The 17,486-nt window shown below is 67.2% G+C and carries 16 protein-coding genes; 2 read left to right on the top strand and 14 right to left on the bottom strand.

The window, feature by feature from the left end; all coding sequences use genetic code 11:
* Positions 1 to 220: 220 nt before the first annotated feature.
* The 6 genes from murB to ftsW form a co-directional block, all read right to left on the bottom strand.
* Positions 221 to 1,159 carry a UDP-N-acetylmuramate dehydrogenase gene (murB, locus tag ACXAD2_RS15150; RefSeq protein WP_475171617.1) on the bottom strand — a complete coding sequence of 313 codons (939 nt, stop codon included), beginning with the start codon at positions 1,157 to 1,159 and terminating at the stop codon, positions 221 to 223.
* A gap of 49 nt (positions 1,160 to 1,208) precedes the next feature.
* Entirely contained in the window at positions 1,209 to 1,454 is a 246-nt protein-coding gene (locus ACXAD2_RS15145) for a DUF2484 family protein (protein WP_475171614.1), read from the bottom strand.
* Between the two features lie 242 nt (positions 1,455 to 1,696).
* Positions 1,697 to 1,924 (bottom strand): hypothetical protein, encoded by a 228-nt coding sequence (locus ACXAD2_RS15140; RefSeq protein WP_157374065.1) that lies wholly within the window; start codon positions 1,922 to 1,924, stop codon positions 1,697 to 1,699.
* A gap of 13 nt (positions 1,925 to 1,937) precedes the next feature.
* Positions 1,938 to 3,335 (bottom strand): UDP-N-acetylmuramate--L-alanine ligase, encoded by a 1,398-nt coding sequence (gene murC / locus ACXAD2_RS15135; RefSeq protein WP_475171610.1) that lies wholly within the window; start codon positions 3,333 to 3,335, stop codon positions 1,938 to 1,940.
* 32 nt (positions 3,336 to 3,367) lie between these two features.
* Positions 3,368 to 4,546: a UDP-N-acetylglucosamine--N-acetylmuramyl-(pentapeptide) pyrophosphoryl-undecaprenol N-acetylglucosamine transferase gene (locus ACXAD2_RS15130; RefSeq protein ID WP_083191226.1), complete on the bottom strand. Its 1,179-nt coding sequence runs from the start codon at positions 4,544 to 4,546 to the stop codon at positions 3,368 to 3,370.
* A 151-nt stretch (positions 4,547 to 4,697) separates the two neighbouring features.
* Positions 4,698 to 5,864 carry a putative lipid II flippase FtsW gene (gene ftsW / locus ACXAD2_RS15125; protein ID WP_475171607.1) on the bottom strand — a complete coding sequence of 389 codons (1,167 nt, stop codon included), beginning with the start codon at positions 5,862 to 5,864 and terminating at the stop codon, positions 4,698 to 4,700.
* A gap of 164 nt (positions 5,865 to 6,028) precedes the next feature.
* On the opposite strand from ftsW, the gene ACXAD2_RS15120 reads away from it, so the two are divergent.
* Complete coding sequence (locus tag ACXAD2_RS15120; RefSeq protein ID WP_475174893.1) at positions 6,029 to 7,207, top strand: BaiN/RdsA family NAD(P)/FAD-dependent oxidoreductase; 1,179 nt, start codon at positions 6,029 to 6,031, stop codon at positions 7,205 to 7,207.
* Between the two features lie 67 nt (positions 7,208 to 7,274).
* Positions 7,275 to 7,955: a hypothetical protein gene (locus ACXAD2_RS15115; protein WP_475171605.1), complete on the top strand. Its 681-nt coding sequence runs from the start codon at positions 7,275 to 7,277 to the stop codon at positions 7,953 to 7,955.
* On the opposite strand, the gene murD is transcribed toward ACXAD2_RS15115, so the two are convergent.
* From murD to mraZ, 8 genes are all read right to left on the bottom strand, one after another.
* Positions 7,952 to 9,355 (bottom strand): UDP-N-acetylmuramoyl-L-alanine--D-glutamate ligase, encoded by a 1,404-nt coding sequence (gene murD, locus ACXAD2_RS15110; RefSeq protein ID WP_475171602.1) that lies wholly within the window; start codon positions 9,353 to 9,355, stop codon positions 7,952 to 7,954. The two genes, ACXAD2_RS15115 and murD, sit on opposite strands and share 4 nt — an antisense overlap.
* A gap of 139 nt (positions 9,356 to 9,494) precedes the next feature.
* Positions 9,495 to 10,577 carry a phospho-N-acetylmuramoyl-pentapeptide-transferase gene (gene mraY, locus ACXAD2_RS15105; protein ID WP_066105234.1) on the bottom strand — a complete coding sequence of 361 codons (1,083 nt, stop codon included), beginning with the start codon at positions 10,575 to 10,577 and terminating at the stop codon, positions 9,495 to 9,497.
* Between the two features lie 18 nt (positions 10,578 to 10,595).
* Positions 10,596 to 12,026, bottom strand: coding sequence for a UDP-N-acetylmuramoyl-tripeptide--D-alanyl-D-alanine ligase (locus tag ACXAD2_RS15100; RefSeq protein WP_475171600.1), 1,431 nt, complete (start codon positions 12,024 to 12,026; stop codon positions 10,596 to 10,598).
* The gene (locus tag ACXAD2_RS15095) at positions 12,023 to 13,516 is read right to left on the bottom strand and encodes a UDP-N-acetylmuramoyl-L-alanyl-D-glutamate--2,6-diaminopimelate ligase (RefSeq protein ID WP_066105229.1); all 1,494 of its coding nucleotides are present in this window, start codon (positions 13,514 to 13,516) and stop codon (positions 12,023 to 12,025) included. The genes ACXAD2_RS15100 and ACXAD2_RS15095 overlap by 4 nt, the downstream gene beginning before the upstream one ends.
* A 64-nt stretch (positions 13,517 to 13,580) precedes the next feature.
* Complete coding sequence (locus tag ACXAD2_RS15090; RefSeq protein ID WP_475171598.1) at positions 13,581 to 15,374, bottom strand: peptidoglycan D,D-transpeptidase FtsI family protein; 1,794 nt, start codon at positions 15,372 to 15,374, stop codon at positions 13,581 to 13,583.
* Entirely contained in the window at positions 15,371 to 15,727 is a 357-nt protein-coding gene (gene ftsL, locus ACXAD2_RS15085) for a cell division protein FtsL (protein ID WP_066105223.1), read from the bottom strand. The genes ACXAD2_RS15090 and ftsL overlap by 4 nt, the downstream gene beginning before the upstream one ends.
* A complete protein-coding gene (rsmH, locus tag ACXAD2_RS15080) occupies positions 15,727 to 16,716 on the bottom strand; it encodes a 16S rRNA (cytosine(1402)-N(4))-methyltransferase RsmH (protein ID WP_475171596.1) in 990 nt (329 codons plus the stop codon). The genes ftsL and rsmH overlap by 1 nt, the downstream gene beginning before the upstream one ends.
* Positions 16,717 to 16,719: 3 nt before the next feature.
* The gene (gene mraZ, locus ACXAD2_RS15075; protein ID WP_164184706.1) at positions 16,720 to 17,238 is read right to left on the bottom strand and encodes a division/cell wall cluster transcriptional repressor MraZ; all 519 of its coding nucleotides are present in this window, start codon (positions 17,236 to 17,238) and stop codon (positions 16,720 to 16,722) included.
* Positions 17,239 to 17,486: the final 248 nt, after the last annotated feature.

The following is a 17,486-nucleotide window of genomic DNA, read 5'->3' as shown; positions in this document are numbered from 1 at the left end:
CAAAACTGCCTCGTTGTGCGGGGCTTTTGCGCCCCGTCATGTGTGTCGCCGGGGTTCGCCCCGGTCGAGCATCTCGCGCACCGCTCAATTCGGCCCGCGAGTTGGATTTACCACGGCGTGCGACCCTGAATTTCCGGGGAAGACTGCCGCCTCGTTCGATGCATCCCGCCTGCCTTATATGGATGGGCTTTGCGCCGATCCGGGAACGGGTGCCGGGGCGTTAGCCGCCCTCGTTTTCCAGCGGATCGCCGACCCGCATGATTTCCCACTGTAGCTGCAAACCACTGTGTTGGAAAACCCTTTTTCGAACTTCCTCACCCAGACCCTCAAGATCCGCGGCGCTTGCCTCGCCGGTGTTCACAAGGAAGTTGGAATGCATAGGGCTCATCTGCGCCCCGCCCCGCGTCGCCCCGCGCATCCCGGCCTCGTCGATCACCTTCCACGCCTTGAGATCATGGGTGTCATCGGCCTTGCCGGTGGAGCTGAAGCCGGCCGGATTGCGGAAGGTCGAACCGGCGGTGCGATCCTTGGTGGGCTGGGTCTCGTCGCGCTTTTTGACCTGCGCCTCCATCCGCGCCATCAGCTCATCAGGCTCGCCTGCCACGCCCTCGAACACCGCTTCGACCACAACCGCGCCCTCGGGCAGCTGCGACTGGCGGTACTCCAGCCGCAGATCGGCGGCGGGAATCGTCACCAGCGCGCCGTCGCGCAGCACAGCTTTGATCTCCACCAGATGGTCGGCCACATAGGTGCCGTAACAGCCCGCGTTCATCCGCACCGCGCCGCCGATCGAGCCGGGGATGGTGCGCAGGAAGGTCAGATCGACGCCCGCCGCTGCCGCGCGCTTGGCCACCTGCGCATCCAGCGCGGCCGCGCCGGAGGTAACCCGCGTGCCCTCGATCTCGGTGCCGTTGAAGCCGCGTCCGAGCCGGATCACCACGCCGCGCAGACCACCGTCGCGCACGATGAGGTTCGAGCCGACGCCCATCGGGAACACCGGCACATCCGCAGGCAGCGCCGCAAGGAACTGCTGCAGGTCCTCCAGATCGGCGGGCTGGAACAGAACCTCGGCAGGCCCGCCGACGCGCAGCCAAGTGAGTTCGGACAGCGGGCGGCCTGTCGTCAGGCGACCGCGAACGGGGGGAAGCTGATCAATCATGCGCAGCGTTCTGACCTGTTCCGCCGCAAGGGTAAAGAGCCCGTGCGGCTCAGGCGATGCGCCCGCGCAGCCAGCGCCAGAGATAGAGCACCGGCCAGCGCAGCACGCTGGCCCCGGCAAGCAGCACCAGCAGCGCCACCCAGACCCCGTTCTGCCACCACACCCAGCCCAGCAGCGGCAGCCCAAGCGCGATCAAAGCATAGGCGCGGGTCCAGTGGTTGTCGCGCGAGGGGATCATCGCCAGCACATTGGCCAGCACCAGCCAAAGGCAGGCAAGATAGAGCGATGGGGTCATGCGGCATCTCCGGCAGCTCGGACCAGAGTGGCGCAGGTTCCGGTGGGTCGCAAGCCACCCGCGAGGTTAGCGGCCGCCCGGGGTCAAGGCGAAGCCGCCGGGCGAGCGCTGGCCCGTCCCGGCGGGCTGGCGCTTTGCCCATCTGGCGCGGCGCTCCAATATTCGTCGGACTTGGCTGGCATAAAGCGCGCACAACAAACGCAGCAGCGCCACCCCACGGGCCAGCGCTCGCCCGCCTCACCTCAGACCAGCATCCCCATCAGGAACCGCCGCACCGGCCATGCCACCAGCAACCCTCCGCCGGTGCTGGCGATAAGCGCCGCGCTGCCCGAGGGGTCGTGGTGGATCTGCAGCGCCAGCAGTCCGAAGAACGCCAGCGCAAAGAAAAAGACGAGGCGGCGCAGGATTCCCAGCACCGCCACCGCCGCCAGCAGGACGATCACGCCCGCGATGGCCCAGAGCAAAGTCACGGGCGCGCCCTGCTCATTTCTCCAGCCGTGCCGGCAGGTTGTTGGCCCACGTCGAGATCGTGCCCGCGCCGAGGCAGACCACCATGTCGCCCGGACGCGCCTGCTCGCGCACCAGCCGCTCGAGGTCATCCTCGCTGATGATCGCGCGCGCATGACGGTGGCCGTGGCGGATCAGCCCGGCGACAAGATCGTCGCGGGTCGCACCCACGATCGGGTCCTCGCCCGCGCCATAGACCTCGGCGATGGCCACCACATCGGCCTCGTTGAAGCAGGTGCAGAAATCGTCGAACAGCGAATGCAGGCGCGAGTAGCGGTGCGGCTGGTGCACGGCGATGACCCGGCCCTCCGAGGCCTGCCGCGCGGCCTTCAGCACCGCGGCGATCTCCACCGGGTGGTGGCCGTAATCGTCGATGATCGTCACGCCATTCACTTCGCCGACGCGGGTGAAGCGGCGGTTCACACCGCCGAAGCCCGCCAGCGCAGCCCGGATCTCATCGGCGGTCATGCCCAGATGGCGGGCAATGGCCACAGCCGACAGCGCGTTCGAGACGTTGTGATCGCCCGGCATCGGCAGGGTGCAGCCCTCGATCACCATGTCCTCGACCTGGAAAGCGACATCGAAATGCGCCACGCCCTTTTCATAGCGCAGGTTGATCGCCCGCACGTCGGCCTGCGCGTTGAAGCCATAGGTGGTCACGCGGCGGTCGCTCACCCGGCCCACCAGCGCCTGCACCTCGGGGTGGTCGGTGCAGCACACGGCGAGGCCATAGAAGGGAATGTTCGACACGAACTGGTAGAAGCCGTCGCGCAGCTTCTCGATCGAGCCCCAGTGCTCCATGTGCTCGGGGTCGATGTTGGTGACGATGGCGATGGTCGCGGGCAGACGGTTGAAAGTGCCGTCGCTCTCGTCGGCCTCCACCACCATCCATTCACCCAGCCCCACGCGCGCGTTCGAGCCATAGGCGTGGATGATGCCGCCGTTGATCACCGTCGGGTCGAGCCCGCCCGCGTCGAGCAGCGTGGCGACCATGGTCGTGGTCGTGGTCTTGCCGTGGGTTCCGGCGACCGCGATGTTGGACTTGAGGCGCATCAGCTCGGCCAGCATCTCGGCCCGGCGCACCACCGGCAGGCCGCGCCGCCGCGCCTCGTCAAGCTCGGGGTTGCCCGGCTTGATCGCCGAAGAGATCACCACCACCTCGGCGTTTTCAAGGTTCTCGGCGTGCTGGCCTTCGAAGATCACGGCACCCAGATTGACCAGCCGCTCGGTGATCTTGCTGCACTTGAGATCGGACCCCTGCACCGCGTAGCCGTGGTTGAGCAGCACCTCTGCGATGCCGGACATGCCGATGCCGCCAATGCCGACGAAATGGATCGGGCCAACGTCGCCCGGAAGTTTGGTTGCAGGGCTCATGGCCACGCCTCCTTCGGGAAGTCTTTCATCTTTCATCTTGGCCCGGCCTCCTGCTGTCCCGCCTGTTCTTGGTATTGTTCTTCTTCATAATGCTCGGACTCGTCGGTTGTTCCGAAACCGGCAAGTTCTTCAACCATCTGCGCAAGACCAAGCGCCGCATCCGGGTGCGAGACCGACAGCGCCGCGCGGGCCATCTGCGCCGCGCCTTCGCCATTGGCCAGCACCGCCGCCATGGCTTCGGTCATCGCCTCGACCGAGAGCTTGCTTTCCGGGATGCGGATCGCCGCACCGGCATCCACCAGCCCCTGCGCGTTGACCGTCTGATGATCGCCCGCCGCCACCGCGTAGGGGATCAGGATCGAGGGCCGCCCGATCACCGAGATATCCGCCACCGACGAGGCACCCGAGCGCGAGATCACCAGCTGCGCCTCGGACATGCGCGTCGGAACATCGGTGAAGAAGGGCTGCACATCCGCGTCGATGCCGTGCTCGTAGTAGAATTTGGCGACGCGCTCACCGTCCTCGTCGCGCGCCTGATGGCTGACGCGCAGGTGCCGCAAGATCTCCATCGGCAGCCGTTCGATTGCCGGGGGCACCACATCCGACAGGATGCGCGCGCCCTGCGAGCCGCCGATCACCAGCAGCGACATCGGGTAATCGCCCGGCGGGATATAGCCCGCCGCCGCCCGCTCGCGCACGGCGCTGCGCACCGGGTTGCCGACGGGAATGCCCTCGACGCCTTCGGGCAGCTTGGTCGGCCATGTGCCGCAAGCGACCGCGTTGACCTTCTTGGCGAAGATCTCGTTCACCCGGCCCAGCACGCCGTTTTGTTCATGGATCATCGAGGGCAGCTTCAGCAGCCGCGCCGCGCCGAGCGCCGGGATCGACGGGTAGCCGCCAAAGCCCACCACCACATTGGGGCGGTCACGGCGGAACCGGCGCGCCATCGACAGGATGCCCCGGCCGACCTTCAGCGGCACGGTGATCTTCGACATCATCCCGCCGCGCGCGAAGGTGGCCGAACTGACCTCTTCGATTTCCGTGGAGTGAGGGAAGCCGCCGGTATAGCGCGCGCCGCGCGCGTCGGTCGAGAGCTTCACCCGCCAGCCACGCCGCAGCATGATCTCGGCCAGCGCCTGCGCGGGGAACATATGCCCGCCCGTGCCGCCGGCCGCGATGACCAGAAGGGGGCGCCTGCTTTGTTCCGCCATATGCTCGACCTCTCTGCGGGGTCTGACGCCCCGCTGCCTCTGCTTCACCACCACGCTTTACCGATACTCTGACTCGGGCGCGGCACCACGATTTCGCGCCCGTTTATCGCAGCAGGCCGCGGCGGGAAAGCACCGCAGCCCGCGCTATGGCTCAGCGCATGCGCGCACGCAGGATCTCGCCGATCTCGCCCTGCGGACGCGAGCGGGTGAAGGCCAACAGCATGCCCACGGCGATGCCGCCCGCGATCAGCGACGAGCCGCCGTAGCTGACGAAGGGCAGCGTCATGCCCTTGGCGGGCAGCAGCCGCACCGCAACGCCCATGTTGATCATCGCCTGCACGCCGAAGATGGCGGCAAGCCCGGTCCCGGCAAGCCGGATGAACGGATCGCGCTCGCGCATCAGCCGGGTCATCGAGCGCACCACCACGGTGGCGTAAAGCGCGATGATCACCATCACCAGCACCAGCCCGTATTCCTCGGCCGCGACCGCGATGATGAAGTCGGTATGCGCATCGGGCAGCGACCATTTCACCTGCCCCTCGCCCACGCCGACGCCGAAAAACCCGCCCTCGCGGATGGCGTTGGTGGCATAGCCAAGCTGGGTGTTGGGATCGACATCCGGCGTCAGGAAACCGTCGATGCGGCGCGCGAAGTGCTCGGAGTTGTTATAGGCAAAGGTGCCGCCCAGAACCACCAGCCCGGCAAGACACAGCAACAGGAACATCGGCGCGCCGCCAACGAACCACATCACGCCCCAGGAAAAGAGGATAAGGCAGGCCTGACCGAAATCGGGCTGCAATGCCAAGGTGATGACGATGGCGCACATCAGGCCGAAGGACCACAGCTTGCCCGGAGGCCCGCCGATCTCTTGGCTTGCGGCCATCAGCCATGCGGCGACGATCACGAAGGCGGGTTTGAGGAATTCCGACGGCTGCACGCTGGCAAAGCCCAGCGAGTACCAGCGCACCGCGCCCTTGCCAAAGTCGGTGCCGAGGAACGGCAGCGCCAGCAACGAGGCGAAGGCGAAGAGAAAGCCGATCACCGCCGCGCGGCGCACCATCACCGGCGTCATCATCGAGGTGAGGAACATCGCCGTCAGCGCCAGCCCGCCGAACAGCGCCTGCCGCTGCACGTAATGAAAGGGCGCAAAGCCGTTGCGCTCGGCCAGCGGCGGCGAGGCCGCAAGGCCCAGCAGGATGCCGACCCCGAAAAGCATAAGAATGCAGGACAGCGACCATCTGTCCACCGTCCGCCACCATTTGGGCAGGACAGGTTCGCCATCGCGCACGGAGACCGCGCCGTAGACCATTTCCGTCATGGGAGTACCGCTCAATTTGCCTGATCGTCCGGGTTTTCCCGGATCTTGAGCGCGAGGCTAGCACCTGCCGTGCCGTTTGGGAAGTACGCGGCGGCCCTCCTGTGCTCTGCATCGGCCCCCTGCCCGCTCTTGCAGCGCGGCGCGATCCGGTGTTTCAGGGCGGCATGGAGATCAACACGCTCATTCTCGGCGCCGGCGCGGCTGGCATGATGTGTGCCGCCCATGCCGGGCCCGGCACGCTGGTCATTGATCACGCACGCGCGCCGGGCGAGAAGATCCGCATCTCGGGCGGCGGGCGCTGCAATTTCACCAACCTCGGCACCGAGCCCTCGCGTTTCCTGTCGCAGAACCCGCATTTCTGCAAATCCGCACTGGCACGCTACAGCCAGTGGGATTTCATCGAACTGGTCTCGCGCCACGGCATCGCATGGCATGAAAAGACCCTCGGACAGCTTTTCTGCGACGGCAAGGCGACACAGATCGTCGCCATGCTGCTGCGCGAGATGGAGGCCGCGGGTGCCGATATCTGGCTGCAGACCTCGCTGCGTGAGCTGACCTATGGCGATGGCCTCTACACCGCCCGGGTCGAGCGCGAGGGCCGTGAGACGGTGATCCGGGCAAGGAACCTCGTGGTGGCCACCGGCGGGCGGTCGATCCCCAAGATGGGCGCGACGGGGCTCGCCTATGACATCGCACGCCAGTTCGGCCACGCGCTGGTCGCGCCCCGCCCCGGCCTCGTGCCGCTGACCTTCCCCGAAGGACGTTTCGCCGATCTTGCCGGGGTTGCGCTGCCCGCGCGGGTCACGGCGGGCGGCACCAGCTTCGACGAGGCGCTGCTGTTTACCCATCGCGGCCTGTCGGGGCCGTCGATCCTGCAGGCGTCGAGCTATTGGCACGAGGGCGAGGAGATCACCGTCAATCTCTCCCCTGCCCTCGATCCCGCCGCGCATCTGCGCGCCGCGCGCAAGGGCGCGGGCAAACGCGCGCTGACCACCGAGATGCGGCAGATCCTGCCCGAGCGGCTGGTTGGCCATCTTGCGGATCAGCTCGACCTTTCGGGCAATCTCGCCGACCTTTCCGACAAGCGCGCCGCGGCGCTGGCCGAGGCGCTAAAGGCATGGGTGCTGCGCCCCTCCGGCTCAGAAGGCTGGCGCACCGCCGAGGTCACGCTGGGCGGGGTCGATACCGATGGGCTCGACAGCCGCAGCATGGGCTCGAAAACCCAAGCGGGCCTCTATTTCATCGGCGAGGCGGTGGACGTCACCGGCTGGCTCGGCGGGTACAACTTCCAATGGGCCTGGGCCTCGGGCGCCGCCGCCGGGCAATCCATCGCCGCTGGCTGACGCTGGGTCTTGAAAAACCCCTGCTTTGCTTCCATCTTGTCTTCCGCTTGTTACACAGGGCGTGCCCATGGCCTTCGCTGACCATCCAACTTTGCACCCGCTGAACTGGGTTCGGGACCTGCGCGCGCAGGTGCCGCGCAAGGCCGTGCGCGATCTGCTCAATCGGATGCGCTATGGGCGCGACGCCCCGCTCTCGGACGAGCTCATTCACGTCGATCCGCTGGAGGTGGAATATACCTATTGCGGCGCGCAGCATCTGCGCCGCCCGCACAGCGGAATGATCGTGCCCGGAGATTGGGACCTCGAGCGCCGCGAGATCGCGAAGAACACCAAGCTGCAAAGCTGCGTGCTGCACTATGAGCAGGGTGTTCCGTGGCGCGACACGCCGCTCTTCGCGCGACTGATGCGCGAGATCTCCGAAGGCAAGCGCCCCGACGACTGCGGATCCGCCGAAGAGCTTGACGCGCGCTATGCGGCGCTCGACCGCGTGTTCGAAGAGACCCGCCAGCGCGGGCGGCTGCTGTCGCGCGCCGAACTGCCGGATTACTTCCGCCGCGAGCATGGCGGCATTCTGCTGCATGTGGCCCGCGACGGCAGTTTGCTGCGCGCCAGCGGCGGCGCACACCGGTTTGCCATCGCCCGCATCCTCAAGCTGCCGAGCATGCCCGCTCAGCTAGGCGCGGTGCACATGGAGGCGCTGCTGGGCGGCCATCTGAGCCGCCTGCGCAGCGCCCCGCAAAAGACCTAAAGCGCGGCGCGCACCCGTGCGGCGAAATCCTCGCCGCGCTTTTCGAAACTGTCGTATTGGTCGAAGCTGGCTGCGGCAGGCGCCAGAAGCACCACCTCGCCGGGCTGCGCCTCGGCGCGGGCGCGCGCCACGGCGGTCGCCATATCGGTGCAGATCTCGGCCTCGATCCCCGGCAGACCCAGCGCGAAATTCGCCGCCTCGCGGCCGATCACATAGGCTTTGGTCACATGGGCCAGCCCCGGCGCCAGCCCCGAAAGACCGCCCTCCTTCATCAGCCCGCCGCAGATCCAGCGGATGTTCTGGAACGCCAGCAGCGCCTTCACCGCCGCGTCGACATTGGTCGCCTTGCTGTCGTTGACATAGGTGACCCCGCCCGCCTCGGCAACGATCTGGCTGCGATGCGGCAGCCCCTCAAAGCTGTGGAAGGCCGCCTCGACCTGCCGCGGCGCCACGCCGAGCGCACGTACGGCGGCATAGGCCGCGCAGGCGTTCTGGTGGTTGTGCGCCCCCGGCAACCCTTTCACCGTGCGCAGATCGATCGAGGCCACCTGACGGCCCTTGCGCCACTCGGTGAGGAACCCTTTGCGGGCATAGACCACCCAGCCCGGCCCCGAGAGCTTGGCCCCAGACGAGACCCGGATCACCCGGTCATCGGTCGGCCCCTCCGAGAGCTGGTTCGCCAGATACTGCCCCTCGGCCTCGTCGACACCGATCACGCAGCGATCCGGGCCGCCTTCGGCGAAGAGCCGGCGCTTGGCGGCGAAATAGCCGCCCATGCCGCCGTGGCGGTCAAGATGGTCGGGCGAGAGATTGGTGAACACCGCCACATCCGGCGTCAGCGCGCGCGCAAGGTCGGTCTGATAGCTCGACAGCTCCAGCACCACCACGCCGCCATCGCCCGGCGGGTCGATGTCCAGAACGCCGCGCCCGATGTTGCCCGCCAGTTGGCTCTCGCGCCCGGCGCTTTGCAGGATGTGGTGGATCAGCGCCGAGGTGGTGGACTTGCCGTTCGAGCCGGTGACCGCGATCACCCGCGGCGGGCTGTCGTGCATGTCCCAGTCCGAGCCCGCGGCCGAGAGCGAGCGGAAAAACAGCCCGATGTCATTGTCGACCGGCACGCCTGCAGCCCAGGCGGCGGCGATCACCGGGTTGGGCTCGGGGTAGAGATGCGGAATGCCGGGCGAGACCACCAGCCAGTCGACACCGTCGAAGCCGCCCTGTCGTGCCAGATCGCGGCTCTCGAAACCTTCCGCCTCGGCGGTTTCGCGCGCGGTGGCATTGTCGTCCCAGACCAGCACCGAAGCGCCGCCTTCGCGCAGCGCGCGTGCCGCCGACAGGCCCGAACGCCCCAGACCCAGCACCGCAACGCAGCGCTCCTCGAAGCCAGATACCGGAATCATGCCATTGTCCCCATGCCTGCAAACGCTCGTGCCTCACGGCTAGCGCATCGGCGCGGCGCGCACCAGAGCAGGCGGTGCGGGACAAATCTCTTGCAAGAGATTTGCAACGTCCTTGATAGGACGTTGCCCCTGCCCCGCCTCAGCGCAGCTTCAGCGTCGCCAGCCCGATCAGCGCGAGGATCAGCGAGATGATCCAGAACCGGATGACGATCTGCGGCTCGGCCCAGCCCTTCTTCTCGTAGTGGTGGTGGATCGGCGCCATCAGGAACACCCGCTTGCCGGTGCGCTTGAAGTAGAGCACCTGAATGATCACCGAGAGCGCCTCGACCACGAAAAGACCGCCGACGATGGCCAGCACGATCTCGTGCTTGGTGGCCACGGCGATGGCGCCGAGCCCGCCGCCCAGAGCCAGCGAGCCGGTGTCGCCCATGAAGACCGCTGCGGGCGGCGCGTTGTACCACAGGAAGCCGAGCCCGCCGCCGATCAGCGCGGCGGTGAAGATCAGGATCTCGCCGGTACCGGGCACATAGTGCACGTCGAGATATTCGGTGAAGTCGGTCCGGCCCACCGCATAGGCGATGATGCCCAGCGTGCCGCCCGCGATCATCACCGGCATGATGGCAAGCCCGTCGAGACCGTCGGTCAGGTTCACCGCATTGGCGGCACCGACGATGACGATCATCGCGAAGGGCACGAACAGCCAGCCAAGATCGAGCAGCGCGTTCTTGAACACCGGGAAGGCCAGTTGCCCGGTCAGATCCGCCGGATGCAGCCATGCCGCCCAGGCCGCCGCCACCGCCGCAATGCCAAAGCCGATGGCCAGCCGCACCTTGCCCGACACGCCATCGGTGTTCTGCTTTTTCACCTTGGCATAGTCGTCGGCAAAGCCGATCGCCGCGTAGCCCATGGTGACGAAAAGCACCATCCAGACAAAGCCATTGTCGAGCCGCGCCCAAAGCAGCGTCGAGGTCAGCAGCGCGCCGACGATCAGCAGCCCTCCCATGGTCGGCGTGCCCGCCTTGACGAAATGCCCCTCGGGCCCGTCGGTGCGGATTGGCTGGCCCTTGCCCTGCCGCTTGCGCAGCACATCGATCAGCGGCCGACCGAAGAGGAACCCGAAGATCAGCGCGGTAAGAAACGCCCCGCCCGCCCGGAAAGTGATGTAGCGGAAGAGGTTGAAGACATCGCCGCCGTCACTCAATCCAGTCAGCCAATAGAGCATGAGCCCCGGTCCTTCTTGTCAGCTAGTGGCGGGCGCATGACCCATTTTACGGATCGCGTCAACCACGCGCGCCAGCGCCATGGAGAGCGAGCCCTTCACCAGCACGACATCGCCGGCGTCGAGATCATGGCGCACCCGCGCGGCCATGGCGGTGCTGGTCTCGGCCCAATGGCCGCGCTTGTGCTCGGGCAGCGCCAGCCACAGATCGCGCATCAGCGGCCCGACGCAATGCACGAGGTCGATGCAGCCCATCGAGGGGTGTTCCGCCAAAGCGCGGTGCAGCTCATGCTCCTGCGTGCCCAGCTCTTTCATGTCGCCGAGATAGGCGATGCGCCGACCATGCGTAACCCGCCCCACGCCGTCCTTGGGCTTTGCGCCGGCCAGAACCTCCAGCGAGGCGCCCAGCGAGGCGGGGTTGGCGTTATAGGCGTCGTCGATCAGTTCCAGCGTCAGCTGCGTCTCCACCGGGTCGAGGGTGATCACCTCGCGCAGGCCCCGTCCCGCGCCAGCCTCCCACTGCCCCAACGCGGTGATCGCCAGCGCCCGGTCGAGCCCCATGGCATGCACCACCGCCAGAACGCCCATGCCGTTGACCGCGAAATGCCGCCCCGGCACGCCGACCTTGTAGAGCACATGGGTGCGCCACGCGCGGCCCTGCGCCACGGTGGTGGCATCGCCCACGGTGACCTCTTCGACGCGGTGGTGATTGCCCGCCGCCTCGCCGAAGGTGATCACATGCGCGGCTCTGGCCTCGGCCAGCTCCACCAGCAGCGGCGAGACCTCGAGATCGCCGTTGACCACGGCGCTGCCGCCGGGCTCCAGCCCCTCGAAGATCGCCGCCTTCTCGCGCGCGATGCCCTCGAGGTTCTCAAATGCCGCAAGATGGGCGGGCGCAACGATGGTGATCATCGCCACATGCGGCCGTGCCATGCGGCTCAGCGGCGCGATCTCTCCGGGGTGGTTCATGCCGATCTCGATGACGGCAAAATCCACGTCGGCGGGCATCCGCGCCAGCGTCAGCGGCACGCCCCAATGGTTGTTGTAGCTCTTCTCGGCGGCATGGACGGTGCCCTGTGCGCCCAGCACGGTGCGCAGCATCTCCTTGGTCGAGGTCTTGCCCACCGAGCCGGTCACCGCCACCACCTGCGCCCGGGTCCGGGCCCGCGCGGCGCGCCCCAGAGCCTCGAGCCCCGGCAGCACATCGTCGACGATCAGCAGCGGCGCGTCCGCGGGCACGCCCTCGGGGATGCGGCTGACGAGCGCGGCCCCCGCGCCTTTCTCCAGCGCCTGCGCCACGAAGTCATGCGCGTCGCGCGCCGCGGTCAGGGCGACAAAGAGATCGCCCTTTTCCAGCGTGCGGGTGTCGATCGAAACGCCGTTGACGCTCCAGTTGCCAATGGCCCGCCCGCCGGTTGCGGCGGCGGCCTCTTCAGCCGTCCAAAGCGTCACAGCCCTCTCCCGTCCAGCGCGTTCACCGCCACGCTTGCCTGTTCCACGTCGTCGAAAGGATAGATCGTGTCGCCGACGATCTGCCCGGTCTCATGGCCCTTGCCGAGGATCATCAGCGCGTCCCCCGGCCCCAGCGCATCGACGCCGCGCAGGATCGCCTCGGCGCGGTCGCCGACCTCCAGCGCGCCCGGCGCACCGTCCAGCACCTCGGCGCGGATCGCCGCCGGGTCCTCGCTGCGCGGGTTGTCGTCCGAAACGATCACCATGTCGGCGAACTCATGCGCCGCCGCGCCCATCAGCGGGCGTTTGCCCGGGTCGCGGTCACCGCCCGCGCCGACGATGGCGACGAGCCGCCCCATCACATGCGGACGCAGCGCCTGCAGCGCCGTCGAGACCGCGTCGGGCGTATGGGCGAAATCCACATAGACCGCCGCGCCATTGTCGCGCGTCGCGGCAAGCTGCATGCGCCCGCGCACGGTCTCCAGCCGTTCCAGCGCCGGAAACACCCGCTCTGCCTCGGCACCGCAGGCCAGCGCCAGACCGGCGGCCAGCGCCGCGTTCTGCCCCTGAAAGCCGCCGATGAGCCCCAGCCGCAGCTGCTGCACCGCGCCGCGCCAGTCGAGCCGCAGGTCCTGCCCGGTGGCATGGAACCGCTGGCCGAGGATGCGCAGATCGCAGCCTTCCGCCGCGCCAACCGAAATGACCTCCTGCCCGCGCGCGCGGGCGATGGCCATCATGTCGACGCCGCGCGGGTCGTCGATATTGATCACCGCGATGCCGTCATCCGGCAGAACCCGCGCGAAAAGCCCGGCCTTGGCGGCAAAATACTCTTCGAAATCCGCGTGGTAATCGAGGTGATCCTGGGTGAAATTGGTGAACCCCGCCGCCGCCAATTGCACGCCATCAAGGCGGCGCTGGTCCAGCCCGTGGCTCGAGGCCTCCATGGCGCAATGATCGACCCCCGCCGCCGCCGCTTCGGACAGGGCGCGGTGCAGGGTGATCGGCTCGGGCGTGGTGTGCTTGAGCGGCGCCTGCCAGTCGCCCTCGACGCCGGTGGTGCCGAGGTTGATGGCGCGATAGCCAAGGTCCTGCCAGATGTGGCGCAGGAAGGTCGCGACCGAGGTCTTGCCATTGGTGCCGGTGACAGCGGCCATCACCTGCGGCTGCGCGCCGAACCACAGCGCCGCAGCGTAGGAGAGCGCCTGCCGCGGATCGGCGGCGATCACCAGCGCGGCATCGCTTTCGGCCAGCGCCGCGGCGGCCAGCGCCGCGCCTTCGGCATCGGTGAGAATGGCGGCGGCGCCCTGCGCCAAGGCGGTGGGAATGAACGTCGCGCCGTGCACCTTGGTGCCCGGCAATGCGGCAAACAGATGCCCCGGCTGCACGTCCCGGCTGTCGACCGAGACCCCCGTCACCTCTGCATCGCGACCGCCGCGTGCGGTCAGCCCCAGCTCGCCGAGGCTCTTGCCTCCCTCAGAGACGGTGCTCATGACGGCCCTTTCATCGTTCTTAAAATACGCATGGCCAGAACCCGGCCAGAGGCGCGCGGTCCGGTCAGTTCCGAACCAGCGTCACCTCCTCCTCTTCTGGCACATCGTATTCCGGACGCAAGCCCAGAAGCGGCGCGATCCTGCCGATCATCTCGGCGGCCACCGGCACAGCGGTCCAGCCCGCCGAGCGGCGCGGACGGCTGCCCGAGGTCTCGACCGGCTCATCGAGCGTCACCACCAGCGCGTATTTGGGATCGTCGGCGGGGAAGATCGAGCTGAAGGTGGCGATCACCTTGTCCTTGTAATAACCGCCGCCGCGCTCCTTGGGCTTGTCGGCGGTGCCGGTCTTGCCCGCGACCTTATATCCCGGCACATCGGCAAAGCTGGCGGTGCCCTCGGTGACCACGAGGCGCAGCATATGCGCGGCCTCATTGGCCACCTTCTCGGACATCACCTGCGGGCCATAATGCGGCCCATCCTGCTTGAGCAGCGTCGGGCTGATCTTATGACCACCGTTGGCGATGGCGGCATAGCCCGCCGCGAGGTGCAGCGGCGACGCCGAGAGACCGTGACCATAAGAGATCGTCACCGTGCTCAGTTCGGTCCAGCGCGCCGGCAGCAGCGGTTTGCCGCCTGCCGCTTCGGTCAACTCGACGCCGGTCGCATCGAAAAAGCCCATACGCTTCAGGAAGTCCTGCTGCCGCTCCGGGCCAATCGCCAGCGCCATTTTGCCGGTGCCACGGTTCGAGCTGTGCTGAATGATGCCTTCGACGGTCTGCTTGCCGTAGTTGTGGCCCTCGAACTCGCCGATGCGGAAACCGCTGACCTTCATCGGCGGCGAAGTGTCGATCACCGTGTCGGGCTTCACCAGCCCCAGTTCCAGCGCCTGCGCGGCGGCAAAGATCTTGAAGGTCGAGCCAAGCTCGTAGACGCCCTGCACCGCGTGGTTGAACAGCGGGCTGTCGGCGGGGCTGCCCGACACCGGCGGGCGCGGACGGTCGTTGGGGTCGAAATCGGGCAGCGAGGCCATGGCGATGATCTCGCCGGTGTGCACGTCCAGCAGCACCGAGGCCGCGCCCTTGGCGTTCATCAGCTTCATGCCCGAGGACAGCACCCGCTCGGTCGCCGCCTGCACGGTCAGATCGATCGACAGCTCCAGCGGCGCGCCGCCGCGGGCCGGATCGCGCAGTTCGTCATCGAAAAAGCGCTCGATCCCGGCGGTGCCGATCACCTCGGCCGAAGCCACGCCCTCACGCCCAAAGCTGGCACCGCCAAGGATGTGCGAGGCCAGCTTGCCATTGGGATAAAGCCGCATCTCGCGCGGGCCGAACAGCAGGCCCGGCTCGCCGATGTCATGCACCGCCTGCATCTGCTCGGGGCTGATTTTCTTCTTCACCCACATGAACTTGCGCTTGCCGTTGGTGAAATCCTTCACCAGCCGCTCGTGGTTCAGATCGGGGAAGATCTTCATCAGCTCATCGGCGGCGCGCAGCGGCTCGATCATCTGATGCGGATGGGCGTAAAGCGAATGGGTTTCCATATTGGTCGCCAGCACCCGGCCCTGCCGGTCGACGATATCGGCACGCGAGGCAATGATCGAGGAGCCCGGAAGCTGCGCCCGCGGCTCCTCGGCCTCGGATTGCGCCAGCATGCCCATGCGCAGGCCGATCACCACGAAGGCGCAGAAGAACACCAGCCCGAGCACCAGAAGACGGCCTTCGGCGCGCACACGCGCCTTGTCGCGCATCTGCTCGTGGCGGATCCGCAGGTTCTCGCGCTCGATCGCATCCGGGTTCTCGCCGCGACGCCGCGCATCCAGAACGCGGGCCAGAGGCCGAAGCGGGATGCGCCCGTTCATCGCGAGGCCCCCGAGGCGGCACCTGCGCTGGTCACGTCCACAAGGTCGTTGAACACCAGCGCGCGGTTGTCGGGGTAGTTCACCTGATCAATGCGCCCGAACTGCTCGGGACGCATCGGCAACAGGCCCAGCCGCTCGAAGTTCAGATCGGCAAGGTCGCGCAGCCGATCGGGACGGTTGAGATAGGCCCATTCGGCGCGCAGGATCGACAGCCGCGCGCGGGCGTCGCCGATGTCGCGCTGCAGCTGGCGCACGTTGTCCAGCGAGGCCTGCGTCTTGTAGTTCTCGTGATAGGCCCAGAACGCCAGACCGATCACCGCCATGAAGGTGGTCACATAGAGAAGCGTGCGCATCAGCTCTTTCCTCTCAACTGGGGCATGGAAAGCACCCCAGACTCGATATCTCCGGCCGCGGCCTCGGTCCGCCGCCCCACCCGCAGCCGCGCCGACCGCGAGCGCGGGTTGACCGCAAGCTCTTCGTCGTCCGGCCCCACGGCCTTGCGGGTCACCAGTTCAAAGCGCGGCGCCTCGGTCTCGACCTGCGGCTCGTAGCGGCTGACCGAATTGAGACGGCCCGCGCGGGCCTGCAGGAAGCGTTTGACCATGCGGTCTTCGACGGAATGGAAGGTGACGACGGCCAGAAAGCCACCGGGCTTCAGCGCGCGCTCGGCGGCCATGAGCCCGCGCCACAGCGCGCCATACTCATCGTTGACCGCGATGCGCAGCGCCTGAAACGAGCGGGTCGCCGGATGCGACTGGCCGGGCTTGGGGCGCGGCAGGCAGGCCTCGACGATGGACGACAGGCGCGCGGTGGTCTCGATCGGCTCGACCGCGCGCTCACGCACGATGGCCTTGGCGATGCGGCGCGAGGCGCGCTCTTCGCCGAAAGTGTAAAGCACGTCCGCCAGCGTCGTCTCGTCGAGCCGCTTCACCAGATCGGCTGCGGTCTCGCCCGCCTGCTCCATACGCATGTCGAGCGGCCCGTCCTTCTGGAAGGAAAAGCCGCGCTCGGCACGGTCCAGCTGCATGGACGACACGCCCAGATCCATCACCACGCCATCGACGTTCTGCGCATGGGCATCCATATTGGCGAAATTGTCTTCGACCAGTTCCAGCCGGCCCTCGTACTGGCCGATCCATTCAGCGGCCATCTGATGCGCCAGCGGATCGCGGTCTATGCCGATCACCTTGTCGGCGCCCGCTTCGAGCAGGCCCCGCGCATAGCCCCCTGCCCCGAAGGTGCCGTCAACCCAAGTGCCCCGCACCGGCGCGACCGCCTCGATCAGGGGCCGCAGCAGGACGGGTACATGCGGAGCGGCGTTGGGGTCTTTGGGCGCCGCCATGGGTCAGGCCTCCTCGGTTTCGTCGTCTTCGTCGAGCAGCTGCAGCGGATCGAAGTCCGCGGGCATCTCGTCGAGGAATTCCTCGGTTCCGGCCAGTTCGTCCTCTTCGAAGGTCTCGGGCTTCCAAATCTGGAAGGTGTCGACGTTGGAGGCGAAATAGGCCCAGTCTTCGAGACCGATCTTAGCACGCAGTTTGGCCGGAAGCACGATGCGCCCGGTTTCATCAACGCTGGTGGTGACGGATTGGGTCGAGAAGAGACGCTCCAGAAGGCGGCGCTTCTGCGAGCCGCGCTTCATGTCCGAGATGCGGTCCTCGACGGCCTCCATCTCCTCGATCGTGTAGCATTCAAGGTATTTGCGGCGGTGATCGCCGTAGACGATCACGAAGTTCGGGTTGAGCCCTTCGGTCCAGTCCGGATCACCGGCTTCGAGCACACGGCGGAAAGAGGCCGGAATCGACACGCGACCCTTGCCATCCACCTTGTTGCGGCTCTCGCCTCTGAACCTAAGCCTGCGGCCCACTGTCCCTACTCTCAAATCCCCGAAACGAAATACGGCGGGCTGATCTGCTGCCACTGATCAACCCGCCGCCTTGACCCGTTTTCCGGGCTAGTCCAGCTGCGCGTGCCACCTGGGGGGATGTCTGCTCGCTCACGCGCTGGATTCTTCATGTGGACGAAGGGCGGGTGCCTGTATGAACCTGCTCGTTTTATTATTCTGGGATGTTCTGCTGGGGTCGTTTGGTGCCCCTTAATCCCGTCCCTTCGTCG

This window comes from Salipiger sp. ABN3_019, assembly GCF_056158605.1.
Note: the sequence above shows the minus strand (reverse complement) of the source record. Positions and strands in the feature narration are given on the sequence as shown.

Bases quoted from the DNA above. Each gene is read 5' to 3' on its own strand.
- murB (WP_475171617.1), bottom strand. From the start codon at position 1,159: ATGATTGATCAGCTTCCCCCCGTTCGCGGTCGCCTGACGACAGGCCGC.
- ACXAD2_RS15130 (WP_083191226.1), bottom strand. From the start codon at position 4,546: ATGGCGGAACAAAGCAGGCGCCCCCTTCTGGTCATCGCGGCCGGCGGC.
- ACXAD2_RS15090 (WP_475171598.1), bottom strand. From the start codon at position 15,374: ATGAACGGGCGCATCCCGCTTCGGCCTCTGGCCCGCGTTCTGGATGCG.
- ftsL (WP_066105223.1), bottom strand. From the start codon at position 15,727: ATGCGCACGCTTCTCTATGTGACCACCTTCATGGCGGTGATCGGTCTG.
- mraY (WP_066105234.1), bottom strand. From the start codon at position 10,577: ATGCTCTATTGGCTGACTGGATTGAGTGACGGCGGCGATGTCTTCAAC.
- ftsW (WP_475171607.1), bottom strand. From the start codon at position 5,864: ATGACGGAAATGGTCTACGGCGCGGTCTCCGTGCGCGATGGCGAACCT.
- rsmH (WP_475171596.1), bottom strand. From the start codon at position 16,716: ATGGCGGCGCCCAAAGACCCCAACGCCGCTCCGCATGTACCCGTCCTG.
- ACXAD2_RS15120 (WP_475174893.1), top strand. From the start codon at position 6,029: ATGGAGATCAACACGCTCATTCTCGGCGCCGGCGCGGCTGGCATGATG.
- murC (WP_475171610.1), bottom strand. From the start codon at position 3,335: ATGAGCCCTGCAACCAAACTTCCGGGCGACGTTGGCCCGATCCATTTC.
- ACXAD2_RS15095 (WP_066105229.1), bottom strand. From the start codon at position 13,516: ATGAGCACCGTCTCTGAGGGAGGCAAGAGCCTCGGCGAGCTGGGGCTG.
- ACXAD2_RS15115 (WP_475171605.1), top strand. From the start codon at position 7,275: ATGGCCTTCGCTGACCATCCAACTTTGCACCCGCTGAACTGGGTTCGG.
- ACXAD2_RS15145 (WP_475171614.1), bottom strand. From the start codon at position 1,454: ATGACCCCATCGCTCTATCTTGCCTGCCTTTGGCTGGTGCTGGCCAAT.
- murD (WP_475171602.1), bottom strand. From the start codon at position 9,355: ATGATTCCGGTATCTGGCTTCGAGGAGCGCTGCGTTGCGGTGCTGGGT.